The following is a 25810-nucleotide window of genomic DNA, read 5'->3' on the forward strand; positions in this document are numbered from 1 at the left end:
GCCGATGGTACTGCAGGGGGGACCCTGTGGGAGAGTAGGACACCGCCGGACACCATTCACGATGGCCACCCAGAAATGGGTGGCCATCGCTGTTTAACCACCACCTCGGATCCCCGCTGCTCACTGGAGCGCGGTGCGGGTTAGGGTGGTGCGACGGTTACGGCCGTCCTCCCCGCCCTCGGGCGGGTCAACTCCACAGAGCATCACCACGACAGGCGAGGAACGCATGGACGACTCAGGATCCGACCGCAACGACCGGGACTCCGGACGTCGTGACGAGCGGCCGCCTCGCGCCGGCGGTCCCGGCCGCTCCTCGAACGATCGCGGCGGCTCGGGCGACTCCCGCCCCCGCCGCGACGGTGATGCTCGTCCTCCCTATCGTGGCGGTGGCGACTCCCGTCCGCAGCGTGATGGGGACTCTCGTCCTCCGTACCGTGGTGGTGGCGATTCGCGTCCGCGGCGTGATGGGGACTCTCGTCCTCCGTACCGTGGTGGTGGGGACTCCCGTCCGCAGCGTGATGGAAACTCTCGTCCTCCGTACCGTGGTGGTGGGGACTCCCGTCCGCAGCGTGATGGGGACTCCCGTCCTCCTTACCGTGGCGGTGGGGATTCGCGTCCGCAGCGTGATGGGGACTCGCGTCCTCCGTACCGCGGTGGCGGCGATTCCCGTCCGCAGCGCGACGGGGACTCCCGTTCTCCTTACCGTGGCGGTGGCGATTCGCGTCCGCAGCGTGATGGGGACTCGCGTCCTCCGTACCGCGGTGGCGGCGACTCTCGTCCGCAGCGTGACAGTGACTCTCGTCCTCCTTACCGCGGGGGTGGGGATTCCCGTCCTCAGCGCGATGGGGACTCCCGTCCTCCTTACCGTGGAGGTGGGGACTCCCGTCCGCAGCGGGACGGTGACTCGCGTCCTCCCTATCGCGGTGGCGAGTCGCGTCCCCAGCGTGACGGGGACTCCCGTCCTCCTTACCGTGGCGGTGGAGATTCGCGTCCGCAGCGTGATGGTGACTCCCGCCCTTCCTACCGTGGTGGTGGCGACTCTCGTCCGCAGCGTGAAGGGGACTCGCGTCCACCGTTCCGCGGTGGATCGCGCGACGGGGGAAGCAGGCCGTGGTCGGACGATCGTCGGGGCGGCGGAGACCGCCAGGGCGGCGGACGTGGACGCGAGGGCTTCGGCGGCGGACGCGGCGGCCCCCGCGAGGAGCCGGAGCTCACCGAGGAGGAGCGCGAGCGGCGCTCCCTCCAGTCGGTGCGTCCGCGCCACGACGACCCGGACCTTCCGGACGACGTGCAGGCCAAGGACCTCGACAAGGTCGCCCGCAACGAGCTGCGCACGCTCTCGAAGGACAACGCCGAATGGGTCGCCCGTCACCTGGTGATGGCCGGCCGCCTCCTCGAGGAGGACCCCGAGCTGGCGCACCGCCACGTGCTCTCGGCGGCACGCCGCGCGGGACGCATCGCCGTGGTCCGCGAGTCGCTGGCCATCTCGGCGTACGCGACGGGCGACTTCGCCCTGGCGCTGCGCGAGCTGCGGACCTTCCGTCGGATCTCCGGCTCGGACGAGCAGGTGCCGCTGATGGTCGACTCCGAGCGCGGCGTCGGCCGACCCGACAAGGCGCTCGAGCTGGGTCGGTCGATCGACCGCACCACGCTGAGCCCCGGCGCGCAGGTGTCGCTGGCCATCGCCATGTCCGGCGCCCGCCTCGACCTCGGGCAGGCGGAGCTCGCTCTCATGGAGCTCGAGATCCCGCAGCTGGACCCGGACCGCGCGTTCTCGTACAGCCCGGATCTCTTCGCCGCCTACGCACTCGTCCTCGAGGAGGTCGGCCGCTCCGAGGAGGCGGCCGAGTGGCAGCGTCGCGCCGACATCGCGGCGCAGGCCGTCTTCGCGGCCGAGGGCGGCGGTGACGACGAGACGATCGAGGTGATCGAGGAGGAGCACGAGTCGGCCGACGCCGCGTCCGCTCCCGATCGCGCCGAGGAAGGGACCGCGGTCGACGACGCGGACGACTACCTGGACGACGAGGACGGCCCGACCGCCGTCGACGACGCGGACGAGGACGAGGTCCACCGGACTGTGTCCGAGGAGATCGACGACGACGACGACGCGGACGCGGACGACGCCGACGCGAGCGCTGACGCCGACGTCGTCGACACGGACGAGCCGACCTTCGCAGACGAGTCCCTCGAGTCCGACGATCTCGCCGAGACGGACGCGGACGAGGCTCTCGACTCGGCCGAGCCGACCGCCGACGAGTTGGTCGAATCCGCCGACACCACCGAGGAGGACGCCGATGTTCCGCAGCAGCAGGACTGAGCCCACTCCGCTCGACGGCCGCGACTCCGTCCTGGCCGACCTCGACGGGGTCGTCTACAAGGGTGCCGACGCGATCCCCTTCGCGGTGGAGAGCCTCAACCGAGCGGCCGAGACGCTGCGGGTCGGCTACATCACCAATAACGCCTCCCGCACGGACGCCTCCGTCGCCGGGCACCTCTCCGAGCTGGGGCTGAGCGTCCGGCCCGAGGACGTCGTCACCTCCCCGCAGGCGGCGGTCGTGCTGCTCGCCGACCTGGTCCCGGCCGGCTCGTCGATCCTCGTCGTCGGGGCGGAGGGCCTCACCTCCGAGGTCGAGCGCGCCGGGTTCACCGTGACGCGCAGCGCGGAGGACTCGCCGGCGGCGGTCATCCAGGGCTTCGCGCCCACGGTCGGCTGGGAGCAGCTGGCCGAGGCCTCGTTCGCGCTCCACACGGGGATCCCGTGGGTCGCGACGAACACCGACTGGACGATCCCCGTCGCGCGCGGCATCGCCCCGGGCAACGGGACCCTCGTCTCGGCCGTGCACACCGCGGTCGGCCGGCTCCCGGTCGTCGCGGGCAAGCCCGAGCGGGCCATCTTCGACGCGGCGACCGCGCGCTTCGGCTCGACGAACCCGCTGTTCCTCGGCGACCGGCTCGACACCGACATCGCCGGCGCGAACGGCGCCGACATGGAGAGCGCCCATGTGCTCACCGGGATCGACCGGGCCAAGCAGCTCCTCGCCGCGGAGCCCAAGCTCCGGCCGACGTACATCCTCGGCGACCTTCGCGAGTTGCACCTGCCCTACCCGGCGACGACGGTCTCGCGGAACGGCACGCACGCCGTCCGCGGCGCCAAGGTCCGCCTCGACGGCGACTCCGTGGTGATCGTGGACGCCGGCGACGACGCGACCGATCTGCTCCGGGCCGCCTGCTCGGTGATCTGGTCGTCCGGCCGCGCGATCTACGGCCTCGACGTGCCGGAGTCGCTCTACAGCTGAGCCTGCTCGGCGGGCTCCCGGCGTCCCTCGGGGCGCAGGAGCCCGTCGAGCCGGCCGGCCAGACCGACCGCGACGATCGCGATCAGCGCGGCGTACGAGAAGGTCGCGGCGAAGACCCCGGTCCCGGCCCCGATCAGGCCGGTGACCGCCGCCGCGAGGAGGCCCGTCAGCGCGAGGGAGACCGAGGCGCCGGTCGAGTCGGCGATCTGCAGGGCCGAGCTGTTGAAGCCCTCCCGGCCCGGAGCGGAGAGCGCGAGCGTCATCGTCCCCATCCGCGGGAACATCGTGCCCATGCCGCCGCCGGCCAGGAACCAGCCCACGCCCGCGACGATCGGGCTGAGGGCGAGCACCGTGACGAGCAGCACGACTCCGATGCCGGCGAGCACGAGCGACGAGCCGAGCCGCATCGCTCCGCCGTGGCTGAGGCGGGTGCCCGGGCGTCCCTGGAGGTTCGAGCCGAGAGCCCAGGAGACGGCGCCCGCGGTGAGCATGGCGCCCGAGAGCCAGGGCGGCAGGCCGTACTGCTCCGAGAGCAGCAGCGGCAGGTAGACCTCGGTGCCGAAGAACGCCGCGGCGACGAGGGCGCGGAGGAGGATCACCGACGGCAGGACGCCCCGGGCGCGCAGCGTGCCCGCGGGCAGGAGCGCGCGAACCGCCACGACCACGACCACCACGGCGGCCGCGGCCAGGAGCCCGGCGAGGTCGGGCGCGAGCTCGGCGCTCGTGCTCAGCACGACGACTCCGGCCGAGACGACCACGGCGCGGGCGATGCGGCCGACGGCCCGGCGATCGAAGGGGAGGCGCTCGCGCGGCTCGAGCGAGCGGAGCGTCGGCGCGATCGCGGCGCTCGCGAGGGCCACCAGGGCGACGACTCCGAAGAAGACCCAGTGCCAGCTCGCGAGCTCGGCGACGACTCCGGCCACCAGCGGCCCCACCAGCGACGGCACGACCCAGGCCGCGGCGAAGGCGCCGAAGATCCTCGGATGCAGCTCGCTCGGGTAGACCCGCGCGACGAGCACGTAGAGGGTGACGGTGATCCCTCCGCTGCCCAGCCCCTGCAGCAGGCGGGCCGCCACGAAGACCGGCATCGACTGCGCGGCACCCGCGGCGACGAGACCGAGGGTGAAGAGCAGGATCGCGACCACGAGCGACGGCGTCGGGCCGCGGCGGTCGGCCGAGGAGCCGGCCGCGACCATCCCGACCACGGCGGCGGCGAGCGTCGCCGCGAAGGCCAGGGGGTAGAGGGCGCGGCCGTCGAGGTCGGCGCTGACGATCGGCATGATCGTCGTCACGGCGAGCGACTCGAACGCGCAGAGGAAGACGAGGCTCGTCGTTCCGATGGTCGTCAGGAGGAGGGGAGCCGAGGTGATGCCGCGGCGATCACGAGAACGCACCTGCTCAACAGTACGCCGAGCGCAGAGCCGGTCAGCGGTAGACGGCCCAGTCGTCCTTCGCGAGCACCGTCGGGGTGCCCTCGATCTCGACCAGCCAGCCGCGGTCGTCGCGCTCGAGGTAGCGCCCCTGCACGATCTCGGGGGCCCAGCCGCCGTCGCGGGACGAGATCCAGCGGACGAAGCGGACGGTGCCTCCGCGCCGGAACAGTGTGCCGTTGTGGTCGCTCATGCGGGGATCTTCTTCACGGAGAGGTCGTCGGGCGACGAGGTTTCGGGGAGGAGGTGGAGGCCGAGGCGGCCGTTCGAGGCGTTCGAGAGCTCGCGCAGCCAGTGCGGGTTCAGCTCGATCGCGGCGGTGCCGTCGTACTCGTAGCGGGTGGGGATGCCGGGGTGGAGCCACAGTTCGGACCGGCGGCCCTCGGCGTCCTCGATCGTCAGGAGGAAGCCCTCGCCGCGGCGGAACCGCGAGGTGATCACGGTCTGGAGGTGGGCCAGGGCGCGGTCCTCGAAGGAGTGCGAGCTGGCGGGTGCGCCGTAGAGCAGTTGTCCCATCGCGCGCACCTCCTCACCGTCGGCGGCGCACGGAAGGCGTGCCGCACCGTCGACACTAGGTATTGCTAAGTCGGTTGACTAACAGTCTCGGCGCCGACTGCGCTTTCGGGACACACGCCGTCCGATCGCCGGAGAAGTGGTTCGATGGGGGCAGCGAGTTCCCGTCCGGGGCGCCTGCCGCTCGGAAGGTGCACCTCGATGGACGCTCGGCCAGACCTGTTCGCTCTGCTCGCGCGATTGCGCACGGCGGAGCGCGACTACGACGGCCGCGTGGAGCGCCGCCTGGGCATCGGCGCCACGGATCTCGCGGCCCTGAGGCTGATCGGGGTCGGGGAGCGGCGCGACGAGATCGTCCGCGCCGTCGACCTGTCCGCGGCCCTGTCGATCACGACGGCGGCCGTCTCCCTCCTCGTCGACCGCCTCGCCCGCGCCGGCTACGTGAACCGCACTCCCGACCCGTCCGACGGCCGCGGCCGCATCCTCTGCCTGACGGAGCGCGCGCAGAAGGCCATCGTCGGCACCGACGACCCGACCTACGAGCAGATCCGCGCGATGGTCGCGAAGGTGCCCGAATCGGAGGCCGCGACCGTCGCGGTGCTGCTCGACGGCCTCAGCCGCATCCTCGAGGGGCAGCCGCCGCCCGAGCTCGTCGACTGATCAGCGCTGCAGCGTGGCGCTCGGCGACTCGCCGAACCGCTCCGCGTAGGCCGCGCTGAAGCGGCCCGCGTTCCCGAAGCCCCAGTGCCGGGCGACGGCGGCGACCGTCGTCCCGAGGGGCGGACTCACGGCGAGCTCCTCCCGGGCGCGGTCGAGCCGCACCAGGCGCAGGTAGGCGATCGGGCGCATCCCGAGCACCCGCTGGAACGCGGACTGCAGGCCCCGGACGGTCAGGCCCGACGCCGCCGCCATCTCGGCGGGGCCGATCGGCTCGCTGCAGTGGGCGTGCACGTACTCGACGGCCGTGCGGATCCGTGCGTTCCGGGGGGCGAGGAGCTCGGGCGGGACCGGAGCGGACTCCGGAGGGTAGAGGTCGAGCAGCGCGGAGGCCGTGGCACGGGTGAGCTCGTCCCAGAGCAGCTGCTCGACGCGCTCGCTGCGCAGCGCGCGGGCGGAGTCGGCGACGGCCGTGCGCCACCGGCGGATCGCCGCGGCGTCGGGGCGGTGCTCGGAGTCGAAGACGAGGGAGCCGACGAGGCCGCGCTCGGCGGCGACCCGGTCGACCACTCCCCGGTCGAGGTGCACCAGGCGCTGGTCGAAGTCGACGTAGTCGAAGGCGAACGGCCGGCCGACGGGGAAGAGGACGGGACGGTTCTCCTCCATCGCGATCGAGGCGCGGCCGACGTCGATCCGGCCGGAGCCGCCCACGATCCACTGCACGACGACATCGTCCGAGTCACCCACGCCGCCCGCGAGGCGCCCGGACATCCGCGAGGTGCGGAGGGTCATCCCGCCGTCGCCGATGGCGGCGTAGCGGTAGCTGAAGTCTGCAGCGGTGGTGGCGGCGCGCCACTCGTCGCCGTTGTAGAGCCGCGCGAGGCTGTGCCGCGCCTCGTCCGGATCCTCGCCGCGGGCCTCCAGCCGGACGCGAGGGTGGTGATCGTCCACAGGTCGTTCCGGTGCCTCAGCGCGTGAGGCGCTCGATGAGCTCGCGGTAGCGCGCGGCCGTGCGCTCGACGATCTCGGACGGGAGGGTCGGCGGGAGGCCCTGGCCGTCCCAGTTGTCGGAGAGCCAGTCGCGCACGATCTGCTTGTCGAACGAGCGGCCGCGGATGCCGGCGTCGTAGTCGTCGGCGTCCCAGTAGCGGGAGGAGTCGCTCGTGAGGACCTCGTCGCCGAGGGTGACGACTCCGGTCCCGCGGTCGACCCCGAACTCGAACTTCGTATCGGCCAGCAGCACGCCGCGGGCCAGGGCGATGGTGGACGCCTCGCGGAAGACCGCGAGCGAGAGGGTGCGCAGCGCCTCCGCGGCCTCCTCCCCGACGATCTCGACCGTGCGCTCGAAGGTGATGTTCTCGTCGTGCTCGCCCTGCGGGGCCTTCCACGCGGGGGTGTAGATCGGCTCGGGGAGAGCGTCGCCGTCCTGGAGGCCCTCGGGGAGCGGGACGCCGCAGACGGAGCCCGTCTCCCGGTACTCCTTCCAGCCGCTGCCGGAGAGGTAGCCGCGCACGACGCACTCGATCGGGAACATGTCGAGCGTCTTCACCAGCATCGACCGGCCGCGGACCGCCTCGGGGATCGCGCCCGGGATCAGATGGTTGGGGACGTCGGAGAGCTGCGCGAACCACCAGAGGGAGAGCGTGGTCAGCAGCTCGCCCTTGCCGGGGATTCCGGGCTCGAGGACCGCGTCGTACGCGCTGACCCGGTCGCTGGCGACGACGAGCATGCGGTCGGCGCCGAGCACGGGGTCGGCGTCGTCGGGGGTGTAGAGGTCGCGCACCTTGCCGGAGTAGGCGTGCTGCCAGCCGGGCAGCGGCGCCGTGGTGTCGAAGGACAGGGAGTCGTCGCGGGTCACCGCACCATTCTCCCCGATCCGGGGGGCTCCGCGGCTCCTGAAGACCTCCTGTGTCCTGGCGGATCGGGGCTGTCAAGCACGCGCGGCCGCCGATCCCGCGCGCCTAGCGTCGAGACATGACTTCGCAGAACGACCAGACTCCGCAGAACGACCAGTACACGTTCCAAGACCCGACCGCGATGTTCGCCGACATCGACACGGAGGCCCAGTACCAGGAGGGCTCCGGCCTCGACTCGAAGATGGACGACCCCGCCGACCGCGGCGAGTCGACCTACCGCGGCTCCGGCCGTCTGACCGGGCGCAAGGCGCTCGTCACCGGAGGCGACTCGGGCATCGGCGCGGCCGTCGCCATCGCCTACGCCCGCGAGGGCGCCGACGTCGCGATCGTCTACCTCCCCGAGGAGGAGTCCGACGCGAAGAAGGTCGTCGCGCTGATCGAGGAGGCCGGCCGCACCGCCGTCGCCATCCCCGGCGACATCACCGACCACGACTTCGCGGTGGGCGCCGTCGCGAAGGCCGTCGAGGGCCTGGGCGGACTCGACATCCTGGTCAACAACGCGGGCAAGCAGCAGCACGTCGAGGACTTCCTCGAGCTCTCGGACGAGCAGTTCGACGAGACCTTCAAGACCAACGTCTACGCGATGTTCTGGATGACGAAGGCGGCCGTGCCGCACCTCGCCCCGGGCTCCGCGATCATCAGCACCTCGTCGATCCAGGCCTACCAGCCGTCGCCGATGCTGGTCGACTACGCCAGCACGAAGGCCACGATCAACACGTTCTCGAAGGCGCTCGCGCAGCAGCTCGCGCCCAAGGGGATCCGCGTGAACGTCGTCGCCCCGGGCCCGATCTGGACGCCGCTGCAGACCGCGGGCGGCCAGCCGTCCGACAAGCTGCCCGAGGTCGGCTCGCAGACGCCGCTCGGACGCTGGGGCCAGCCGGCCGAGCTCGCTCCCGCCTACGTGTTCCTCGCCTCCCCGGAGTCGAGCTACGTCGTCGGCGAGACGCTGCACGTCAACGGCGGCATGCCCACGCCGTAACACTCGGCGCTCACGGCGGGCCCGGTCGCGGCGCGGAGGAACCCTCTTCCGTGCCGTGGCGGGGCCCGCCGTTTTGGTTGTCGTAACAATCGACTGCTGTGCAGGTTCGTGCGCGAGAGTCGGTGCATGACCGATTCCCTGCCGATCCTCGACCTGTCCCGCCTCGACCAGGGGGAGGCGGAGGCCGCCGCCTTCCGCCGCGACCTCCGGGAGACCACGCACGACGTGGGCTTCTTCTACCTCGTCGGCCACGGCGTGCCCCAGGACCTCCTCGACGACGTCGTCGCCGTCTCCCGCCGCTTCTTCGACCTGCCGGAGGAGGAGAAGCTCGCGATCGAGAACACCCTCAGCCCGCAGTTCCGCGGCTACACCCGCTTCGGCGCCGAGCTCACCAACGGCGACGTCGACTACCGCGAGCAGGTCGACATCGGCATCGACCGACCGGCCGTTCCCGCCGGGCCCGGCGTCGCCGACTACGAGCGCCTCGAGGGGCCGAACCTCTGGCCCGAGGCGCTGCCGGAGTTCCGCGAGGTCTTCGAGCGCTGGCACGCGGAGCTCGCTGCGGTCGCCATCCGGCTGCTGCGCACCTGGGCCGTCGCACTCGACGCCCCGGAGGACGTGTTCGACGAGGCGTTCGCCGAGCGGCCGTTCTCGCTGGTGAAGGTCGTCCGCTACCCGGGCACCTCCGACCCGGAGCCCAAGCAGGGCGTGGGCGCGCACCGCGACGGCGGCGTGCTGACGCTGCTGCTGGTCGAGCCCGGCAAGGGCGGCCTGCAGGTCGAGCACGACGGCTCGTGGATCGAGGCACCCGCGATGGAGGGCGCGTTCGTCGTCAACATCGGCGAGATGCTGGAGCTCGCCACGGGCGGCTACCTCAAGGCCACGCTGCACCGCGTGATCTCGCCGCTGATCGGAACGGACCGGATCTCGATCCCGTTCTTCTTCAATCCCGCGCTCTCGGCCACCATGCCCTCGCTCCCGCTGCCCGAGGAGCTCAAGTCCGGCCTCTCGGTCGACCCGACGAACGCGCCGATCCTCGAGACCTACGGCGAGAACGCGCTGCGCTACCGCCTCCGGGCCCACCCGAACGTGGCGGCCGCCCACCACGCGGACCTGCTCGCTCCCACCGTCTGACCCGGGAACGACGAAGGGCCCCCTCCCGCGCGAGCGCAGGAGGGGGCCCTTCGTCGTCAGTGCGTCAGCAGCGCGCGGCGGCGACGGGGACCGTCGCGGTGAACGCGGGCTGGCCGGTCGCCGATCCGGTCACCGTCACCGTGCCGGCCGGCATCGAGGCCAGGCGGGTGGTGAAGGCGGCGGAGGCGGACGAGCCGGGAGCGACCGCGGTGAACGACTTCGAGCCGTAGGCCGAGGTGATCGTGACGTCCGCGGCAGCGGTGTCGGTGTTCTTCACGGTCGCGGTGAGCACGATCTTGCCGGCGACGCAGCGCGTGGCGACGGCGGGGACGAGCTCGAGGGTGTCCAGCGGGACGGCGGCCGAGACCGACGTGCGCACCAGCTTGTCCGCGTACCCGGTGTAGGAGGCCGTGACGGCGGTCACGCCCGCCGGGACCGAGACGCTCGCCGAGCCGCCGGAGAGCGGGACGGTCGAGGTCCACGAGCCGCCGGTGAAGGTGACCGAGCCGACGACGTCGCCCTTGTCGGCCGCCGCGACCGTCGCCGTGACCGTGCGGCCGTCGGCGGTGAGGATCGTGGTGGAGTCGACGGCGGTGACGCCGGTCCAGTTCTTCATGGCGGTGAGGACCGTCTGCGGGACGCTCACGAACGCACCGTGCCGCGGGCTGGCCGGGAGGCCGGCGCGGCTCTTGGGCGAGACGTTCCAGTCGGCCGACTGCGAGAGGCGGTTCGTCTGCGAGCTGCCGGCGATGGCCGCTCCGGAGGTGATGAAGGCCTTGTAGCCGCCGTCGCCGTAGTTGTCGACGAGGAACGCGTAGCCGTCGCCCGCGCCGGTGGTGTCGTTCGGGTCGCCCGCGTTCAGCTTGATGATCTCGGGTCCCTCACCGGCCTGGCCGGTCTCGAGCGAGGTCATCCGGGTGTCGGTGAGCTGCCAGGTGGTGTTCGGGTCGGCACTCCAGTTCGAGGAGGTCGTCCCGGCGGTCAGGACCTTCGACTTCTCGAGGAAGATGTCCTTTCCGGCCTCGAGGGTGCCGGCGGCGCCGCCCTCCTCGTTCTTGGTGAAGCGGTAGTAGTAGTCGCCGATCTTCGTGATCGTCGAGTCGATCCGCGCGTAGCCGGTGTCCTGCCAGGTGGCGGGAGGAGCGGTGAAGGTGCGGAAGTCGCGGGTGATCACGGAGAAGACGCGGGAGTAGAGCTTGTCGTTGTTGGTCTTCGTCGCGTCGGAGTAGAGGCGCGAGGAGAAGAACACGACGTAGGACTGCAGGGCGTCGTCCCAGTACGCCTCGGGCGCCCAGGTCATTCCGGCGGCCGGCTGGTTCACCGTGATGCCGGTGTCGGCGCCGTTGGTGCGGGTCCACTGCACCAGGTCGGTCGACTCCCAGACCTCGATCTTCAGGCTGCCCTTGGACTGGGCGTCGCCCCAGCCGGTGCCGCAGGAGATGCAGAGGTCGGTGGCGACCATGTAGTACTTGTCGCCGTTGTGCGAGCGGAGGATGAACGGGTCGCGCAGGCCCTTCGTGTCGGTCGTCGAGGTGATGACCGCCTTCCCGCCGTTGACCGGCGAGAAGGTGAAGAAGTCGTTGCCCGAGGTCGCGGCCTGGTAGATCTTCTCGTCGCCGTCCGACTTGAAGTACGCCGAGGCGTAGCCCGCGTCGGGAGCGGTGCGGCCGAGCTCGGCGACCGTCAGCGTGAAGGCGCGCGTCTCGGCGACGCCGTTGAGGGTGGCCGTCGCGGTGAGGGTGACGGTCCTGTCTCCGGAGCCGTAGGCCGGCCGGGTGACGACGCCGCCGCCGCGGTAGGGGTCGGCCGCGCCGACCGCCGGAGCCGCGTAGGAGGTGTTCGTCGGAGTGACGAGGGCCGGGTCCGAGGAGGTCCAGGTGATGTCGGTGCCGTTACGGGCGCCCTTCACTGCGAGGGGGAGGTTCTCGGTGGTGCGCGTGGCGAGCTTCAGCGCGTCGAGGTCGTCGTTGATGCTCGGGGCGAGCACGACCACCTCGAAGGCGATCGTCGCGCCCTGGGCGGTGGTCGCCGTCAGGGTGACCGGGGTGTTCTGCGCGATCGAGCGCGAGACGACGCCGGTGGCCGAGACGACCGCGCTGTTCGAGGAGGTCCAGGTGAGCGGGACGCCGCTGCTGGAGGCGGGTAGCGTCAGGTTCGAGGAGACCTGGGTCAGCGACGGGTTGCCGGCCAGCAGGACGGGCTGGATGTCCGAGCGCAGCAGGGCGGAGGTCGCGGACGCCTTCGCCGTGGCGGTCGGCATGCTCGAGGCGACCTGCTCGGCGGTGAGGGAGGTGTCCCAGAACTTCACGTCGGTGACGTCGGCGGTCACGAGCGCGTCGCCGGAGTAGAGCGAGCGGCCGAGGTAGCCGAGCGTGGACCCGGTCGGCACGATGCTCGCCATCGACTTCGTGGTGTTCGCCGTCGAGATCTGCGTGCCGTCGCGGTAGAGGGTCAGCACGGTGCTCGACCCCGTGCCGGTGCCGACGAGCGTGAGGGTCGTGAACCCGGGGTTCAGCGTGCCGCCGAACGGCATGCGGGTCTCGCCGTTGTTGGTGGGCTCCTTGACGCGGATGCCCGCGAGGACCTGTCCGCTGGGCGAGCCGTCGGGGTTGCGCGGGTTCACGAAGACGTGGTTGCCGAGCTGCGTGGTGTTCCACGGGCCGACGCCGTCGCCGATGACCCAGCCGAACTGGTTGGCGGTGGTCTGCGTCTTCACCGTGTACTCGACGGCGAACGCGTTGTCGGCTCCGGTGACCAGGCCCTGGGGGAGGCTCGCGTAGCCGTCGTTCTTGAACCGGGCGACCTGGTCGCCGCCGGCGTTCGCGAAGGACGCGTCGGTGAGGCCGGTCAGGGTGGCGTTGTGTCCGTTGCCCGAGATGTCGAGCAGGGCCGAGCCGGCGTGGGACATGTCGTAGTGCGCGGTGGGCGCCGGGACGTCGACGGCCTGCGCCGAGACGGGGACGAGAGCGCCGGTGAGGGCGACGCTCGTGCAGGCGAGAGCGGAGAGGAAGAGGGATCGCACGCGGCGCCGAGGCGCGGCGGCAGGGGGCTCCGGGGAGCGTCGTCTCATCGTCGAGACCTTTCCTTCAGGGGAGGGATGCGTCGAGCCGAGGGGACCGACGCGTCTGTTCACGTTAACATGTGGGCCACCTCAGAGCCATGGGGGAATTGCTCGGGCGTCGGGAGCGAACCATGCGCCAGGGGCACGCCTCGGCGCAAGACCTGCACCCGCGAGCGCCCGGGGCGTAGCGTGAACGCACCGCATCCTGGCCCCCGGTGACGGAACCATGCCCATCCGCCTGCCCTGCGAGGACTTGACCATGACGACGCTCTTCCACACCGGTGGCTCCCTCTCCCTCGACGACGCGACCGCCGACGCCGTCGTCCGCTACTCGCTCGCGCTCGCGCAGCGGCACCGGATGAGCACGGTCAGCGTCGCCGACGACTCGGCCCCCTCCTCCGTCGTGACGCTCACCGTCGGGCTCGGCGTCCCCCTGGTGGTCGCAGGGGCCGGTAGCGCAGCGGCGGAGTCGAGCACCGAGATCCTCGAGCGCCTCGACGCGCTCGACAGTGCGGGCGGACCGGTGCCCGCCTCGGACGTCGACCCCCGCGCGACGTGGGAGCTCGAGAACGAGTACTGAGCTCTGAGCCGCGGCGCCGCCGGCGCGGATCCGCCCCGCTCCTGCTCCGCGCGCGCGGAGCGTCAGCGCCGGTAGTCGCGGATGATCTCCTGGGCGAGCGTCGTGATCGGGGTCGACGTCGCTCGCGCGCGGACCCGCAGCACCTCGAAGGCCTGCTCGACCGTGGTGCGGTGGGCGTAGGCGAGGATCCCCTTCGCCTGCTCGATCAGCACCCGGCTGTCGAGGGCGTGCTGCAGCTGCTCCTGGGTGACCGTGCTCTGCTGGAGCGCGCGCTGGTGCAGGATCCCGATCGTCGCGACGTCGGCGAACGCCTGCACGACCGCGATGTCGTCCGGATCGAGCCGCCCCGGCCGGGCCTGGAAGAGGTTGAGGGAGCCGATCGTCGTCCCCGCCGAGCGCATCGGCACGCAGTGCGCCGAGAGCACGTCGAGCTCGACCGCCAGCGTCCGGAACTCCGCCCACTCCTCGCCCACGGCGCGGGCGTCCTCGACGATCACCGGCCGCCCGGTCTCGAAGCACTGGATGCACGGGCCCGACCCGCTGTCGAGCTGGAGCAGCTCGATCAGCCGGGTGTCCTCGTCCGTGGAGGCGAGCACCTCGAGGGAGCCGGTGGAGTCGGCGAGGACGAGCCCCGCCGAGACGGCGTCGAAGAGGGTCGCGCTGCTCTCCACGAGGGTCTGGGTGAAGTCGACGACGTCGTAGTCGTCGACCAGTGTGTCGGAGAGGGCGACGAACGTCTGGATGACGCTGCGCTCGCGGGAGTTCGTCACCATGTGTCGTCCTGGGCGGTGAGAGGGCGGTCGGGGAACCCGTCGTGCCGGGCCACGATGCCGGAGGCGACATCGACGACGGAGCGCTGCTGGGCGAAGGCGTGGGCGCGCAGCAGCAGCTGCGCCTCCTCGGCCGTGCTGCCGTAGCGCGCGATGATCATGCCGGTCGCCTGGTGCACCACGCGTCGCGAGCGCGGATTCGTGCTCTCCTCGACCTCGTTGTCGCGCAGCACCGCGGCCAGCACCAGCAGCGCCGTCGCGGTGGTCGAGGCGCTGATCCGGCCGAGGAGGGAGTCGCTGAGCGACGTGGGGCGGCGGGAGTAGAGGTCGACCGCGCCGATCGAGAGCCCCGCGATCGAGAGCGGGAAGGCGAAGACCGCGCGCACCGCCGTGGGGCCGATCGCCTCGGTGAAGAGCGGCCAGCGCTCCTCCGCGCCGGTGTCCGGCACCGAGACGGGGCCGGCAGCGCGGATCGCCTCCCAGCACGGGCCCTCGCCGAGGTCGATCTGGATCTCGTCCAGCCGGCTCGCGGTGCTGTCGCTCGCGGCGACGGTCTCGCCGCCGAAGGGGCTGCCGAGCGTGGAGATCGCGACGCCGTCGATCGGGTACCCGCGCAGATACGGGTCGCAGAGAGCGTCGGAGTCGGTCACCGCGCCCATTTTAGCCGTCGGCTCCGCTCGGCGCGACGCTCCGCCGGACCGGCGGGGACGACGACGCGGTGACGCGCCGGAGCCCGCCTGGCTGCGCTGCCCGGGCGCACGAGGCGACGGCCCGTGAAGCGGCTCGTCGGGCGCGGACGGTGCATGGTGCGGGGCGACGGGAGCCGGAGGACGGCGGCCTGCACGGCGACGGAGCGGCTCAGGCCGGGGTCGATCGAGCCGGGACGCTCGAGGGCGGCGATGAGGTCGTCGAGAACGGCGAAGGCGGGATCTGTCATCACGGCTCCTGGCCGGGTGTCCGCGGCCGTTGTTCTGCGCGCCGGGGCGCGGGCGGTGTCGATCGGGTGTCGCCGTGCGGGGTCCGCGCACGACGTCGACGAGGTCCTGCCCGACGGTACGGGGCGCGGATCGACCGGACGACGTGGTTGACCTCCCCGAGGTCCGCCGCTACTCGTGCTCTGCGTTGAGCTCGTCGAAGTCGTTCGTGATGATCGACAGCGGGGTGTACGGCGTGATGAGGAGGAGCGCCGGGTTCGCGCGTCCCTCGCCGTAGTTGACGGTCAGCCACTGCGGGGTCGGGGAGGCGAGGGCGGCCTCGACCTCGGCGCGGAACTCCTCGAGGCTCCTGTTGTTGACCGTGTAGGCGGTGCCGTTGTAGATCAGGTCGATGCGCTTCACAGCTGGTCGCCCTTCGCCGGAGGACGCACCGGTTCGGCGGGCTCCGAGATCACGTACAGCCCGCCCGCGGAGTTCGCGAGGTCGGTGAGCGCGGAGATCCAGGCGGGGTTGATGCGGGGCATCCGGCCGCCGAAGTACTTGTAGCGGAGCGCGTGGGAGGGGTGGATCCAGATCGCGCTGCGGCCGTCGCCCATGCTGTGGTCGTCGCGCCAGCTGAGCAGGAACGACTCGTTGCGGCGCAGCTTCGCGGTGATGACGATCTGCAGGTGCGCGAGCACGCGGTCCTCGAAGTCGATCTCGACGGTCCCGTCGTAGTGCAGCTTCCCCATCGGCGTCTCCAGCCCCTGATCTCCGGCCGGCAGGCGCCCGCCGTTGCCACCACCCTTCCGCAGACCGGAGGGATCCGACAACCCGGCCTGCCATTCTCTGCTCGATCTGTCCAGGTCTTCCGTCAGCGGCGGTCCTCTGTCAACCTCCTCCCTCCACGCAGCCGGCGTTGCCGAGCATGGGCGGCATGAAGCACATCCTCTTCGCCGACAAGACGATCCTGGTGGGGGACGAGGCGGCCGACGCACTCGTCGAATACGCCGTCGCCCTCGCCTCGAAGGGCGCGGCCGACACCGTCGAGTACACGGGGATCGGCGCCGACGGCGGGACGGTCGACGCCACCTTCCTCGTGAACGCCGCGGCCGCACTCATCGTCGAGACCACGCCGAGCGACCTGCCCGAACCGGACAACGCGGCGGAGGTGGCACGGCTGCGCGCGCGGATCGACGCGCTCACCGGCGAGCATCCCGTGCAACCCGGCGACGGCGAGCTGACCAGTGGTGCCGACTACGAGGACTCCTACGAGCAGTGAGTGGTTCCCCGTGGTGCGCGTCCGGGCGCGACCGGCGTCCGCTACCACTGCGAGGCTCCGCAGTGAACCCCCTGATCGGCTGAGGGGAGGCGGACGTACCGTGGCCCTGAGGGTCACCGACGACACGATCACCGGTCGACCGCTACGGGCACGGCCGCGGGTCGGCCGGGGAGGACGGGCACGATGACCGGAGACCATCCCTTCTGGGTGCGCCTCGCGCGCAAGGAGCCGCAGTGCGCCATCGTGCGCGGCCGGGTCTTCGAGATCGGCGCCCCCGACGAGCGGGACGGCGCCTTCCTCCTCACGGTCTGGGAGAAGGGGCGGCCCGTCGGGCACGTCCTGAACGTGGATCCGCTCGCCTACAAGCCGTGCGGACCCGGGCACCCGGTCGAGCCGCAGCGGGTCGACGGGGTCGAGGAGCTGCTCGAGCTCCTAGTGCCCCAGCGCACCCGGCTCGCGGCGCACGGCTGACGCCGCTCCCGTCCGCGGGGGCCGCCCGAGTCCTGTGCACCGGGAGCGGGGCGAGCGCTGAGCACCCGCTGACGGACGCCGGGGACGGGGGAGTCGTGCGGCCGGGCGGCGGCTGGCATCCTGACCTCGGTGCGACGAGCGCGCCCGCGAGGGGGAGCCCGATGAGCACCACCGAGGACGTCGACGACGGGACCGCTGAGTTCGGGTACCGCCCCTCCCTCACCCGCGGCATCGGCCGCTTCGGCAGCTTCGCCGCGGGCGTGAGCTACATCTCGATCCTGACCGGCACGTTCCAGCTCTTCTCCTTCGGCTTCGCGCTCGGCGGTCCCGCCTACTGGTGGTCCTGGCCGATCGTGTTCACCGGGCAGCTCATGGTCGCGCTGTGCTTCGCCGAGCTCGCCGCCCGCTACCCGGTCGCCGGCTCCGTCTACAACTGGAGCAAGCGCCTCGCCGGGCCGACGGTGAGCTGGCTGGCGGGCTGGCTGATGGCCACCGCGTCCGTGGTCACGCTCGCGGCCGTCGTGCTGGCGTACCAGGCGACGCTCCCGCAGATCTGGAGCGGGTTCCAGCTCGGCGGCTCCGCGGGGGTGAGCGCGGTGGTCTGGGGAGCGCTGCTGATCGCGTTCACCACCGCGGTCAACGCGCGCGGCGTGCGGCTGATGGCCCGGATCAACAGCGTCGGCGTGCTGATCGAGCTCGTCGCGGCGGTGCTGCTGGTGGCGGTGCTCGCGGTGAACGTGGTGCATCCGCCGACCGTGCTGCTCGACACCAGCGGCTACGGCGGGAGCACGCCGGGCGGGTACGCCGGAGCGTTCCTCATCGCCGCGATCGCGTCGGCGTACGTGATGTACGGGTTCGACACCGCGGGTTCGCTCGGCGAGGAGACGGTCGATCCGCGCCGGACCGCGCCGACGGCGATCCTGCGGGCGGTGACCGCCTCCTTCGTCCTCGGCGGCCTCATCCTGCTGCTGGGGATCCTCTCGGCGCCCGACCTCGCCGACCCGGCGCTCGGGCAGGCGTCGGGCGGGCTGCAGCGGATCGTGCTGCAGGTGCTCGGCGGCCCCCTCGGATCGGTCCTCCTGCTCTGCGTGGTCGTCGCGATCACGGTGTGCGCGCTGGCGGTGCACACGGCGGCCATCCGACTGATCTTCGCGATGGCCCGCGACAACGCCCTGCCCGGCAGCCGCGTGCTCGCCCGCGTCGACCCGCGGCGCGGGACACCGGTGGCGCCGGCGCTGGTCGTGGGGGTGCTCGCGGTGCTGATCCTGGTCGTGAACATCGGGACGCCGGCGATCTTCACGGCCGTGACGAGCGTGGCGGTCATCCTGATCTACCTCGCCTACCTGCTGGTGACGGTGCCGCTGCTGATCGCCCGGCTCCGCGGCCGGTGGCCCGCAGCCGCGCCCGGGCGCTTCTCGCTCGGCCGCGCGGGCCTGCCGGTGAACGTCGTCGCGGTGCTCTGGGGTGCGGCGATGACGGTCGACCTCGCGTGGCCGCGCGTCGAGGTCTACGGGGAGGAGCTGCGCTGGAGCGCGGTCGTCGTGATCGCCGCGGTCGTCGGGATCGGCCTGGCCTGGTTCCTCCTCCGCGGCCGGCACCGCCTCGGCACCCTGCCCGCGCACGCGCTCCCCTCGCCGCCGCCGCAGGGCTGAGTCGCACGAGAAGGCCCGTTCTCGAGGGGGCAGGACGATCCTTTCCGGGCGACTCGGCGGCGGCACCGGGAGGAGGATGGGGGAGCGGGTGCTCGGCCGAGCGCCGCGGGAAGGAGCGCGCGTGCGGAACCGCCTGGCGACTCCGTCCCTGCTCGCGCACGCCGTGCTCATCCAGGCCGTCGCGTTCCTGCTCCGGCCGGCCGCCGTCTACCAGGCGATCCGGCTCGACGTGCCGGCCTGGGCGCTCGGGGCGCTCGGCGCCTCGTTCGCGCTGGTGCCGCTGCTGATCGCGCTGCCGGTGGGCGGGCTGGTCGACCGGGTCGGCGGCCGGGCCGTGATGGCCGTCGGCTCGCTCGTCGCGGTGGGAGCGGCCGCGGTGCTGCTCCTGGCGGGCGGGAGCGTCGCGGGGCTGCTCCTCGGCATCGCCCTGCTCGGCGCGGGGCACCTGGGCTGCGTGGTCGGGCAGCAGACCGTCGTCGCGGGCGGCACCGGAGGGACGCGGCTCGACAGCCGCTTCGGCTACTACACGTTCGCCGCGTCGCTCGGGCAGGCGATCGGGCCCGCATTCATCCCGGTGCTCGCGGGCGGCTCGGTGCGGCCCGACCCGGCGCCGCTGTTCCTCGTGGGCGGGATCCTCGCGGTGCTGCTGCTGGTCTCGACGGCGGGGATCCGCAGCCCGTCCCCGCGCGGACCCGCGGCGGAGGGGGCTGCGGCTCCGGGCTCGACGCTCGGTCTCCTCCGGGTGCCGGGCCTCGCGCGCGCCCTGCTGACCAGCGCGACCGTCGTCGCCGCCGTCGACCTGACCGTCGTCTACCTCCCCGCCCTCGGCGCCGAGCGCGGGCTCCCGGCCGGCGTCGTCGGAGCCCTGCTCACCGTGCGCGCACTCGCGTCGATGGCCTCGCGGCTCCTCCTCGGCGCGGCCACCGCCCGGCTCGGGCGCACCCGGGTGATGGTGGGCGGCATCCTGATCTCGGCGCTCTGCCTGGTGCTGGTCGCCCTGCCCGCGCCGACCGTGCTCCTCTTCGTCGCGGTCGCCGCCCTCGGCCTGGGCCTCGGGATCGGCCAGCCCATCACGATGTCCTGGCTGATCGAGCGCACCCCCGCCGACCGCCACGGCCGCGCCCTCGCGCTGCGCCTGGCCGGGAACCGCCTCGGGCTGATCGCCCTGCCCAGCCTGCTCGGCGTCCTCGCGGCGGCGGCCGGAGCGGGCGGCGTCCTCATCGGCACCGGTGCCGCGGTCGGCGCGACCCTCCTCCTGCTGCGCGGGGTGCGCCTGGACTGAGGTGCCCGGGGCCGCAGCGGATCGGCGGCGCGAGCGGCGATGCCGGGCCTCGCAGTCGGAAGACCGGAGGGTCAGCTGCCCGGCTCCTCCACGCGGACGTCCTCGGCGGCCTTGTCGGCGCGCCAGCCGCGCCAGACCGGCTGGCGGAGGGTGCCGGAGGCGGTGCGCTCGCGGTAGCGGACCTCGCCGACCAGGACGGGCGACACCCAGTGCACGCCGCGCGACTCGAGCGGAGGGACGGAGACGGCGGGCTCCTCGGTGGCGTGCTCGGCCAGGCGATCGACCAGGCCGCGGCGCTCGCGGTCGCTGAAGCCGGTGCCCACACGGCCGGAGTACGCGAGCCCGTCCTCGCCGGGGATCGCGGTCAGCAGCGCCCCGACCGACCCCTGGAGGCCGCCCTCGCCCTCGCGCCAGCCCACGATCACGACCTCCTGCAGCCGGTGGTGGGTGAGCTTGATCCAGTCGCGCGAGCGGCTGCCCTCCTGGTAGCGCGAGTCGCGGCGCTTGGCGACCACGCCCTCGAGGCCGAGGGTGCGGCTGGTGGCCATCGCCTCCTCCAGGTCGCCGTCGAACACGGACGGGACGTGCACGCGCTCGTTCTCGGCGACGAGCTCGACCAGTGCCGAGCGACGGGTGTCGTAATCGCTCCCGGTCAGGTCCTCTCCTGCGCGCTCGAGCAGGTCGAAGACCATCAGGTGCACCGGAGTGGACCGGGCGGCCGCCTCGATCTCGCGCGGCTTCGTCAGCCCGCCGCGGGTCTGCAGGGCGCCGAAGTCGGGGCGCCCGCGAGCGTCGAGGGCGACGATCTCGCCGTCGAGCACGGCGTCGGCGGCGGCCTCGGCGAGCGGGGCGAGCAGGTCGGGGAACGCCGCGGTCAGGTCGTTGCCGTTGCGGCTCGTGAGGGTCGCGGTGCCGCCCTGCACCCGCACGAGAGCGCGGTAGCCGTCCCACTTCATCTCGATCGCGGCCCCGGGGTCCACGTCGCCGCGGCGTCCGGCCGTGGCGAGCATGGGGCGGTGGCGGCGCGGAGCGGAGTCCTCGGCCGGGCGGTCTGCGGAGGGTGCGGGGCGGGGAGCGGGCGACGCGGCGGACGCGGCCGCCCGGCCCCGTCGCTGCGTCCCGTGCCCGTGAGCGGGACCCGGCGCCATCAGGTGCAGGAGCCAGTTCTTCTCGGCGCCCTCCCTCGAGCCCGTGTGCAGCAGGGCGTAGCGACGGGGCTCGCCGCCGAGCCCGCCGTCGGGGCGGCCGGTCAGCACCGCGATCACCTCCTTCCCCTCGCGCCACTTCTCGAGCGCGTAGGTGCCCTCGTCCCAGATGCGCACCTCGCCGCCGCCGTACTCGCCGGCCGGGATCGTGCCCTCGAAGGTCGCGTACTCGAGGGGGTGGTCCTCGGTCTGCACCGCGAGCCGGTTCGGGTCGCCCTCCAGCGGCGGGCCCTTCGGCACCGCCCAGCTGACCAGGACGCCGTCGTGCTCGAGCCGGAAGTCGTAGTGCAGGCGCCGCGCGTGGTGCTCCTGGATGACGAAGGAGTCGCCCGAGGAGGAGCCCGCGGACCCCGCCTCGGGCACCGGCTCCGGCGTCCTCGACGCGTCGCGCATGCTGCGGTAGGTCGCCAGGCGGTCGGAGGAGGCGTCCGTCGCGGCGAAGCCCGCCATCCGCTCCGGGGTCGGCTCGAGCCCGGCACCCCGGGCGGCGAGCAGCGGGCGGAGGAGGTCGCCGTCGCTCCGCAGCCGCTCCACCACCTCGTCGGGCGACAGGTGGCGCAGGTTGTCGGCACCCAGCTCCTCCCACGTGCGGGGCGCGGCGGCGGCCGGCCGGAGGCGCCCCCGGAGGGAGTAGGGGGCGATGGTCGTCTTCGCCGCGCTGTTCTGGCTCCAGTCGACGAGGACCTTGCCCTCGCGCAGGGTCTTCTTCATGTCCGAGACGACGAGGTCGCGGTGGTCCGACTCGAGCACGCGCGCCAGCTCGTGCGCGACCGCCGAGATCTGGTCGCTGGAGGCGGAGGCGTCCAGCGGGCAGTAGAGGTGGATCCCCTTGCTCCCGCTGGTCACCGGCAGCGGAGACAGCCCCATCCCCTCCAGCAGGTCGCGGGCGAGGAACGCGACCTCGGCGCACTCGGCGAGGCCCGCCCCCTCGCCCGGGTCGAGGTCGAGCACGAGGCGGTCGGGCGGACGGCGCTCGCCGTCGGAGCCCACCCGCCACTGCGGGACGTGCAGCTCGAGCGCCGCCTGCTGCGCCAGCCAGGTGAGCCCGGCGACGTCGTCGACCAGCGGGTACTCGACGTCGCGCGACGAGTGCGCGAGCCGGGTCCGGCTCAGCCAGTAGGGGGCGGAGGAGGGGAGGTTCTTCTCGAAGAAGACCTCGCCCGGATGCTCGGCGGTGCCCACTCCGTCGACCCAGCGCTTCCGGGTGACCGGGCGGCGCGCGAGATGGGGCAGCATCGCGGAGGCGACGGAGGCGTAGTAGGAGAGCACATCGGCTTTGGTGAAGCCCGTCTCCGGGTAGACGACCTTGTCGAGGTTCGTCAGCCGCAGCCTCCGCCCGCCGACCGAGACGATCTGCTGCGAGGCGGCCATCCCCCCATGGTGGAGGCAGGTGCGCGCCGAGGGAACCCCGGACCGTCGCGGGAACCCGCAGCGAGCCGCCTCCACGACTCGGGGTTCCCTCGGCGGCGGGGAGTAGCGTCGACGCACCACGTCCGAAGGAGCCCTCCGTGCCCGACACGATCGCCGACATCCCCCTCACCACGATCGACGGCACCACGTCGACCCTCGCCGACTACCCGCCCGTGCGGCTGATCGTCAACGTCGCCTCCCGTTGCGGCCTCGCCCCGCAGTACGAGAAGCTCGAGGCCCTGCAGAAGAGCTACGGGGAGCGCGGATTCACGGTCCTCGGCTTCCCGAGCAACCAGTTCCTCCAGGAGCTGAGCGACGAGGACAAGATCAAGGCGTACTGCTCGACGACCTGGGGGGTCACCTTCCCGATGTTCGAGAAGGTCCGCGTCAACGGCCGCTCGGCGCACCCGCTCTACGCGGAGCTCACCAAGGCGGAGGACGAGAACGGCAAGGCCGGCCGGGTGAAGTGGAACTTCGAGAAGTTCCTGATCACGGCCGACGGCACGGTCCACCGGTTCCGCCCGACGGTCGAGCCCGACGACCCGCGGATCGTCGACCTGATCGAGGCGTCGCTCCCCGCCTGATCCCGCTCAGCGGCGGGCGCGGGGCGGAGCACGCCACCCGTCGCGGCTCAGCGGTCGCGGAGCCCCAGGGCCGAGCGGGCGTCCGCGGGCTCGACGCCCTCGGGGCAGACGATGTCCGAGACGTCGAACGGCGTCGCGCGCGAGAACGGGATCATCTCGATCCCGTCGACGTGGCGCAGCAGCACGAGGCCGCCCTCGCCCTCGCGCAGGCTCCGGCGCACCTGGCGCAGGAAGATGCCGGCCATGTCGAGCTCGACGACGAAGGAGCGGCCGCTCACGTCGATCCGGCAGCCGATGACCGGCTGGGAGCCGACGGAGACGGAGTCCGGCACGCGGCGCGGCTCGATCGGCTGCTCCTTGCGGAGCGTCCGCACCGGGGTGAGGGTGGGCAGGCCGGTCGCTCGCGCGGTGTCCGTCATGGTCGTCTCCGTCCGTCGACGTCCGCCGATGGTTCCGGGGACGTCTTCTCGACGGTACTTCGCGTCCCCCGCAGAGGGGACGGGGTTGACGGCCGTGCGATCAGGGGGCAGCGGGGCCCAGGAGCAGCAGGGCCCGGGAGCGGCAGGGCTCAGGAGCCCTGGCGCTGCTCCTCGGGCTCCGGCAGGACCGAGAGCTCGCCGTGCATGCTGGCGACGCTGAGCATCTGCTCGATCCACGCGCGGTTGAGCTTGGGCTGGTGCGCCTCGGTGAAGCGGAAGTGCAGCGGCACCGACGGGTGCAGCCAGACGGAGCTCCGGCCGTGTCCGGTGGAGGCGTCCTCCATCCACGAGAGCGAGAAGGCTTCGTTGCGGCGCAGCTTCGAGAGGACGGCGACCTTCAGGTGCGCGAGGACGCGCTCCTCGAATTCGATCTCGAGGTTCTGCGGTCCGTAGATGAGCGTGGCCACGGGCCCCCTTCGTTCATCGGGCCGGCCCTGGCGGACGGCTCCTCGGGGGACGGTATCCGCTCGGACCCCGGTGCGGGGAATCGGGCGGGAGACACGCCGGACCCCCATTGACAGTCCCGCGGACGGGACGTAGCACTGCCGGGCGTGCTGGGCGCCACGTTAGCCGACGCGTGACGGCGGAGTCGATGCTCCGTCGCGGATCTCCCGTCGGCCGGGGCCGGCCCGGGAGCGAGCGCGGGCACCTCCGGCTGCCGGCCGCGCCGCTCAGGATCCCGTCACGGCCCGGCCGGCGCGTCCCACCCCTCCTGCGGAGTCGCACAGGTGCCGCGGAAGACGTACTGCGACGGCAGCTTCCGCTGGTGGGAGGACCAGTCGATCGCCGGCCGCCGCTGCTCCGGAGGCAGGTAGCCGAGCCGGTACACCGCCATCAGCTCCAGCTCGTCGGGCACGGCGAGCAGCGACTCGATCCGCGCCCACGCTCCCGGCACCTCCATCGGGAACGACACGAACTGGATCCCCATCCCCAGCTCGACCGTGCTCAGCCAGACGTTCTCCATCGCGGCGCCCATGCTGAACACCGAGTAGAAGGAGGAGAGCTCGCCCGGCCGGTACTCGGAGCGGTCGAGCATCACCCCGAGCAGCAGCGGCGATCCCGCGACGAGCCGGCGGTTCTCCTCGCCGAGCGTCTGCGGGACGCGGAGGGAGTTCATCAGGAACTGCCCGCGCTTCGTGAAGACCTGCTTCGTGAAGGGGCGGAGCGGAGCCGGCAGCTTGTCGAACAGCATCCCGTCGCGCCGCCGCTCCATCTCCTCGCTGCTGAAGCGGAAGTAGGGCTTGTAGCGCTCGAAGAACGTGCCGTTCGACATCGCGGTGGTCATGCTCTCGCCGCTGATCGCGGCGATCCGGTCGATCGTCTCGCGCTCCTCGACGAGCACGAACCGCCACGGCTGGCTGTTGAGCTGCGAGGGCGCCCGGCCGGCCACCTCCATCAGGAGCCGCTGGTGCTCCTCGGAGACGGGGTCGGGCAGGAACGCGCCGTTGGTGGTCTTCCGGCGCCGGACGACATCGAGGAACTCCATGCCTCGATCCTGCCCCGATCGATCGCGCAGAGGGGGAGCAGCGGCGGCCCGGGGCGCGCGCGGTACCATCGAGGGTCCTGTGCAGGCTCGAGGGAAGCGGTGGAACGGTGAAGACGAGGGTCATCTTCTACCTCCTCGGAGGTGTGTTCGTGCTCGGCGCGGGCATCAACTCGGTCGTGGGCAGCGGCTTCTCGGTGCCGAACCTGCTGACGATGCTCTGCGGCGCGCTGATCCTCGCGATCGCCGGCTGGCAGGCGCTGCGCTCGTACCGCTCCGACCCCGACCGCGACGTCGAGCCCCCGCGCTAGAGGCCGGGGCGCGTCAGCGCAGGGCTGACCCGGCCCTGAGACGCTGGAGCACTCCTCGGCGCCGCGCCGGCCGCCGCGTCCGCCCGAGAGCGGCGAGCACGAACGGAGCCGCCGCCAGCGCGATCGCCGGGTGCTGACGTCCGTGCGTCCCCGCGAAGGGGATCACCGCCAGCGGGACGGCGGCGGGAGCCAGCGCGGACGCGGCGCGGGTGTCCGACCGTCGCAGCGTCGCCCAGGCCAGAGCGGTGAGCGTCGACGTGCAGATGTAGAGCGCGTGATGGATCCAGTGCCAGCGGCCCGTGCGGAGAGCGCCGGTGGCGACGGCGGTGCCGAGGGCGCAGTTGGCGGAGTAGCTGACAGCGGCGGCGCGCAGCCAGAGCGGACCGGAAGCGCTCACCCTC

28 protein-coding genes are annotated in these 25810 nt (G+C 72.6%); 12 read left to right on the forward strand and 16 right to left on the reverse strand.

The genetic code is table 11. From position 1 onward, the window contains the following. Nucleotides 1-1249 precede the first annotated feature (1249 nt). Nucleotides 1250-2317 carry a hypothetical protein gene (locus C5C37_RS10660; protein ID WP_258074116.1) on the forward strand — a complete coding sequence of 356 codons (1068 nt, stop codon included), beginning with the start codon at nucleotides 1250-1252 and terminating at the stop codon, nucleotides 2315-2317. Next, nucleotides 2295-3296, forward strand: a complete 1002-nt coding sequence (locus C5C37_RS10665; protein ID WP_104338923.1) for an HAD-IIA family hydrolase — start codon at nucleotides 2295-2297, stop codon at nucleotides 3294-3296. Before C5C37_RS10660 ends, C5C37_RS10665 begins: the two co-directional genes overlap by 23 nt. Here C5C37_RS10665 and C5C37_RS10670 read toward each other — a convergent pair. From C5C37_RS10670 to C5C37_RS10680, 3 genes are read right to left on the reverse strand one after another with little or no spacing between them, the layout of a single operon-like run. Next, nucleotides 3287-4690, reverse strand: coding sequence for an MFS transporter (locus tag C5C37_RS10670; protein WP_104338924.1), 1404 nt, complete (start codon nucleotides 4688-4690; stop codon nucleotides 3287-3289). The two genes, C5C37_RS10665 and C5C37_RS10670, sit on opposite strands and share 10 nt — an antisense overlap. A gap of 31 nt (nucleotides 4691-4721) precedes the next feature. Then, nucleotides 4722-4919: a hypothetical protein gene (locus C5C37_RS10675; RefSeq protein ID WP_068256013.1), complete on the reverse strand. Its 198-nt coding sequence runs from the start codon at nucleotides 4917-4919 to the stop codon at nucleotides 4722-4724. Continuing rightward, entirely contained in the window at nucleotides 4916-5242 is a 327-nt protein-coding gene (locus C5C37_RS10680) for a hypothetical protein (protein ID WP_104297508.1), read from the reverse strand. Before C5C37_RS10680 ends, C5C37_RS10675 begins: the two co-directional genes overlap by 4 nt. 198 nt (nucleotides 5243-5440) lie before the next feature. Between C5C37_RS10680 and C5C37_RS10685 the strand changes: the two genes are divergently transcribed. Beyond that, the gene (locus tag C5C37_RS10685; RefSeq protein WP_181027163.1) at nucleotides 5441-5899 is read left to right on the forward strand and encodes a MarR family winged helix-turn-helix transcriptional regulator; all 459 of its coding nucleotides are present in this window, start codon (nucleotides 5441-5443) and stop codon (nucleotides 5897-5899) included. On the opposite strand, the gene C5C37_RS10690 is transcribed toward C5C37_RS10685, so the two are convergent. Both C5C37_RS10690 and C5C37_RS10695 read right to left on the reverse strand, forming a co-directional pair. Further along, on the reverse strand, nucleotides 5900-6847 hold the full coding sequence (locus tag C5C37_RS10690; protein ID WP_104260834.1) for a helix-turn-helix domain-containing protein: 948 nt from the start codon (nucleotides 6845-6847) through the stop codon (nucleotides 5900-5902). Between the two features lie 16 nt (nucleotides 6848-6863). Then, nucleotides 6864-7754: a phosphoribosylaminoimidazolesuccinocarboxamide synthase gene (locus C5C37_RS10695; protein WP_258059453.1), complete on the reverse strand. Its 891-nt coding sequence runs from the start codon at nucleotides 7752-7754 to the stop codon at nucleotides 6864-6866. A gap of 116 nt (nucleotides 7755-7870) precedes the next feature. On the opposite strand from C5C37_RS10695, the gene C5C37_RS10700 reads away from it, so the two are divergent. Together C5C37_RS10700 and C5C37_RS10705 are read left to right on the forward strand one after the other, a co-directional pair. Beyond that, nucleotides 7871-8791 carry a glucose 1-dehydrogenase gene (locus tag C5C37_RS10700; protein WP_104223791.1) on the forward strand — a complete coding sequence of 307 codons (921 nt, stop codon included), beginning with the start codon at nucleotides 7871-7873 and terminating at the stop codon, nucleotides 8789-8791. A gap of 126 nt (nucleotides 8792-8917) precedes the next feature. Continuing rightward, entirely contained in the window at nucleotides 8918-9925 is a 1008-nt protein-coding gene (locus C5C37_RS10705) for an isopenicillin N synthase family oxygenase (protein ID WP_104223790.1), read from the forward strand. A 64-nt stretch (nucleotides 9926-9989) separates the two neighbouring features. On the opposite strand, the gene C5C37_RS10710 is transcribed toward C5C37_RS10705, so the two are convergent. Continuing rightward, complete coding sequence (locus C5C37_RS10710; protein ID WP_258074117.1) at nucleotides 9990-12947, reverse strand: immunoglobulin-like domain-containing protein; 2958 nt, start codon at nucleotides 12945-12947, stop codon at nucleotides 9990-9992. A gap of 298 nt (nucleotides 12948-13245) precedes the next feature. Here C5C37_RS10710 and C5C37_RS10715 point away from each other — a divergent pair, with 298 nt between their 5' ends. Further along, nucleotides 13246-13566 carry a hypothetical protein gene (locus tag C5C37_RS10715; protein ID WP_104223789.1) on the forward strand — a complete coding sequence of 107 codons (321 nt, stop codon included), beginning with the start codon at nucleotides 13246-13248 and terminating at the stop codon, nucleotides 13564-13566. 62 nt (nucleotides 13567-13628) lie between these two features. Here C5C37_RS10715 and C5C37_RS10720 read toward each other — a convergent pair whose 3' ends face one another. From C5C37_RS10720 to C5C37_RS10740, 5 genes are all read right to left on the reverse strand, one after another. Then, nucleotides 13629-14339, reverse strand: a complete 711-nt coding sequence (locus tag C5C37_RS10720; RefSeq protein ID WP_104239019.1) for a GAF and ANTAR domain-containing protein — start codon at nucleotides 14337-14339, stop codon at nucleotides 13629-13631. After that, nucleotides 14333-14995, reverse strand: coding sequence for a GAF and ANTAR domain-containing protein (locus tag C5C37_RS10725; protein ID WP_104223787.1), 663 nt, complete (start codon nucleotides 14993-14995; stop codon nucleotides 14333-14335). The genes C5C37_RS10720 and C5C37_RS10725 overlap by 7 nt, the downstream gene beginning before the upstream one ends. Beyond that, the gene (locus C5C37_RS10730; RefSeq protein ID WP_104260836.1) at nucleotides 14983-15273 is read right to left on the reverse strand and encodes a hypothetical protein; all 291 of its coding nucleotides are present in this window, start codon (nucleotides 15271-15273) and stop codon (nucleotides 14983-14985) included. Before C5C37_RS10730 ends, C5C37_RS10725 begins: the two co-directional genes overlap by 13 nt. Nucleotides 15274-15442: 169 nt before the next feature. Further along, complete coding sequence (locus C5C37_RS10735; RefSeq protein ID WP_104226801.1) at nucleotides 15443-15673, reverse strand: hypothetical protein; 231 nt, start codon at nucleotides 15671-15673, stop codon at nucleotides 15443-15445. Beyond that, the gene (locus C5C37_RS10740; RefSeq protein WP_104223784.1) at nucleotides 15670-16002 is read right to left on the reverse strand and encodes an ATP-dependent DNA ligase; all 333 of its coding nucleotides are present in this window, start codon (nucleotides 16000-16002) and stop codon (nucleotides 15670-15672) included. The genes C5C37_RS10735 and C5C37_RS10740 overlap by 4 nt, the downstream gene beginning before the upstream one ends. Nucleotides 16003-16187: 185 nt before the next feature. On the opposite strand from C5C37_RS10740, the gene C5C37_RS10745 reads away from it, so the two are divergent. The 4 genes from C5C37_RS10745 (at nucleotide 16188) to C5C37_RS10760 (ending at nucleotide 19937) form a co-directional block, all read left to right on the forward strand. Next, on the forward strand, nucleotides 16188-16532 hold the full coding sequence (locus C5C37_RS10745) for a hypothetical protein (protein ID WP_104260837.1): 345 nt from the start codon (nucleotides 16188-16190) through the stop codon (nucleotides 16530-16532). Nucleotides 16533-16715: 183 nt separating this feature from the next. Beyond that, nucleotides 16716-17003 (forward strand): hypothetical protein, encoded by a 288-nt coding sequence (locus C5C37_RS10750; protein ID WP_104260838.1) that lies wholly within the window; start codon nucleotides 16716-16718, stop codon nucleotides 17001-17003. 161 nt (nucleotides 17004-17164) lie between these two features. Then, on the forward strand, nucleotides 17165-18655 hold the full coding sequence (locus C5C37_RS10755) for an APC family permease (RefSeq protein WP_104260839.1): 1491 nt from the start codon (nucleotides 17165-17167) through the stop codon (nucleotides 18653-18655). A 121-nt stretch (nucleotides 18656-18776) separates the two neighbouring features. Next, nucleotides 18777-19937 carry an MFS transporter gene (locus tag C5C37_RS10760; protein ID WP_258074118.1) on the forward strand — a complete coding sequence of 387 codons (1161 nt, stop codon included), beginning with the start codon at nucleotides 18777-18779 and terminating at the stop codon, nucleotides 19935-19937. A 71-nt stretch (nucleotides 19938-20008) separates the two neighbouring features. Here the strand turns inward: C5C37_RS10760 and C5C37_RS10765 are convergent, their stop codons facing one another. Then, nucleotides 20009-22513, reverse strand: a complete 2505-nt coding sequence (locus C5C37_RS10765) for an ATP-dependent DNA ligase (RefSeq protein WP_104338926.1) — start codon at nucleotides 22511-22513, stop codon at nucleotides 20009-20011. Between the two features lie 137 nt (nucleotides 22514-22650). On the opposite strand from C5C37_RS10765, the gene C5C37_RS10770 reads away from it, so the two are divergent. Then, entirely contained in the window at nucleotides 22651-23136 is a 486-nt protein-coding gene (locus C5C37_RS10770) for a glutathione peroxidase (protein WP_244229546.1), read from the forward strand. Between the two features lie 47 nt (nucleotides 23137-23183). Here C5C37_RS10770 and C5C37_RS10775 read toward each other — a convergent pair whose 3' ends face one another. From C5C37_RS10775 to C5C37_RS10785, 3 genes are all read right to left on the reverse strand, one after another. Beyond that, the gene (locus tag C5C37_RS10775; RefSeq protein ID WP_104223778.1) at nucleotides 23184-23555 is read right to left on the reverse strand and encodes a hypothetical protein; all 372 of its coding nucleotides are present in this window, start codon (nucleotides 23553-23555) and stop codon (nucleotides 23184-23186) included. A 149-nt stretch (nucleotides 23556-23704) separates the two neighbouring features. After that, nucleotides 23705-24022, reverse strand: coding sequence for a hypothetical protein (locus tag C5C37_RS10780; RefSeq protein WP_244229547.1), 318 nt, complete (start codon nucleotides 24020-24022; stop codon nucleotides 23705-23707). A 275-nt stretch (nucleotides 24023-24297) separates the two neighbouring features. Continuing rightward, entirely contained in the window at nucleotides 24298-25101 is an 804-nt protein-coding gene (locus tag C5C37_RS10785; protein WP_104233823.1) for a nitroreductase family protein, read from the reverse strand. A 107-nt stretch (nucleotides 25102-25208) separates the two neighbouring features. Here C5C37_RS10785 and C5C37_RS10790 point away from each other — a divergent pair, with 107 nt between their 5' ends. After that, complete coding sequence (locus C5C37_RS10790) at nucleotides 25209-25409, forward strand: hypothetical protein (RefSeq protein WP_104223776.1); 201 nt, start codon at nucleotides 25209-25211, stop codon at nucleotides 25407-25409. A 13-nt stretch (nucleotides 25410-25422) separates the two neighbouring features. Here the strand turns inward: C5C37_RS10790 and C5C37_RS10795 are convergent, their stop codons facing one another. Further along, on the reverse strand, nucleotides 25423-25806 hold the full coding sequence (locus C5C37_RS10795) for a hypothetical protein (RefSeq protein ID WP_104273197.1): 384 nt from the start codon (nucleotides 25804-25806) through the stop codon (nucleotides 25423-25425). Nucleotides 25807-25810: the final 4 nt, after the last annotated feature.

This window comes from Rathayibacter sp. AY1F9 (assembly GCF_002932155.1).
Taxonomy (GTDB): Bacteria; Actinomycetota; Actinomycetes; order Actinomycetales; family Microbacteriaceae; genus Rathayibacter.

What these genes read in the sequence shown, in the direction of transcription:
- C5C37_RS10680 (WP_104297508.1), bottom strand. Translation starts at nt 5,242, where the DNA reads ATGGGACAACTGCTCTACGGCGCACCCGCCAGCTCGCACTCCTTCGAG.
- C5C37_RS10785 (WP_104233823.1), bottom strand. Translation starts at nt 25,101, where the DNA reads ATGGAGTTCCTCGATGTCGTCCGGCGCCGGAAGACCACCAACGGCGCG.
- C5C37_RS10685 (WP_181027163.1), top strand. Translation starts at nt 5,441, where the DNA reads ATGGACGCTCGGCCAGACCTGTTCGCTCTGCTCGCGCGATTGCGCACG.
- C5C37_RS10745 (WP_104260837.1), top strand. Translation starts at nt 16,188, where the DNA reads ATGAAGCACATCCTCTTCGCCGACAAGACGATCCTGGTGGGGGACGAG.
- C5C37_RS10750 (WP_104260838.1), top strand. Translation starts at nt 16,716, where the DNA reads ATGACCGGAGACCATCCCTTCTGGGTGCGCCTCGCGCGCAAGGAGCCG.
- C5C37_RS10675 (WP_068256013.1), bottom strand. Translation starts at nt 4,919, where the DNA reads ATGAGCGACCACAACGGCACACTGTTCCGGCGCGGAGGCACCGTCCGC.
- C5C37_RS10730 (WP_104260836.1), bottom strand. Translation starts at nt 15,273, where the DNA reads ATGACAGATCCCGCCTTCGCCGTTCTCGACGACCTCATCGCCGCCCTC.
- C5C37_RS10755 (WP_104260839.1), top strand. Translation starts at nt 17,165, where the DNA reads ATGAGCACCACCGAGGACGTCGACGACGGGACCGCTGAGTTCGGGTAC.
- C5C37_RS10720 (WP_104239019.1), bottom strand. Translation starts at nt 14,339, where the DNA reads ATGGTGACGAACTCCCGCGAGCGCAGCGTCATCCAGACGTTCGTCGCC.
- C5C37_RS10765 (WP_104338926.1), bottom strand. Translation starts at nt 22,513, where the DNA reads ATGGCCGCCTCGCAGCAGATCGTCTCGGTCGGCGGGCGGAGGCTGCGG.
- C5C37_RS10705 (WP_104223790.1), top strand. Translation starts at nt 8,918, where the DNA reads ATGACCGATTCCCTGCCGATCCTCGACCTGTCCCGCCTCGACCAGGGG.
- C5C37_RS10775 (WP_104223778.1), bottom strand. Translation starts at nt 23,555, where the DNA reads ATGACGGACACCGCGCGAGCGACCGGCCTGCCCACCCTCACCCCGGTG.
- C5C37_RS10665 (WP_104338923.1), top strand. Translation starts at nt 2,295, where the DNA reads ATGTTCCGCAGCAGCAGGACTGAGCCCACTCCGCTCGACGGCCGCGAC.
- C5C37_RS10715 (WP_104223789.1), top strand. Translation starts at nt 13,246, where the DNA reads ATGACGACGCTCTTCCACACCGGTGGCTCCCTCTCCCTCGACGACGCG.
- C5C37_RS10700 (WP_104223791.1), top strand. Translation starts at nt 7,871, where the DNA reads ATGACTTCGCAGAACGACCAGACTCCGCAGAACGACCAGTACACGTTC.
- C5C37_RS10740 (WP_104223784.1), bottom strand. Translation starts at nt 16,002, where the DNA reads ATGGGGAAGCTGCACTACGACGGGACCGTCGAGATCGACTTCGAGGAC.
- C5C37_RS10725 (WP_104223787.1), bottom strand. Translation starts at nt 14,995, where the DNA reads ATGGGCGCGGTGACCGACTCCGACGCTCTCTGCGACCCGTATCTGCGC.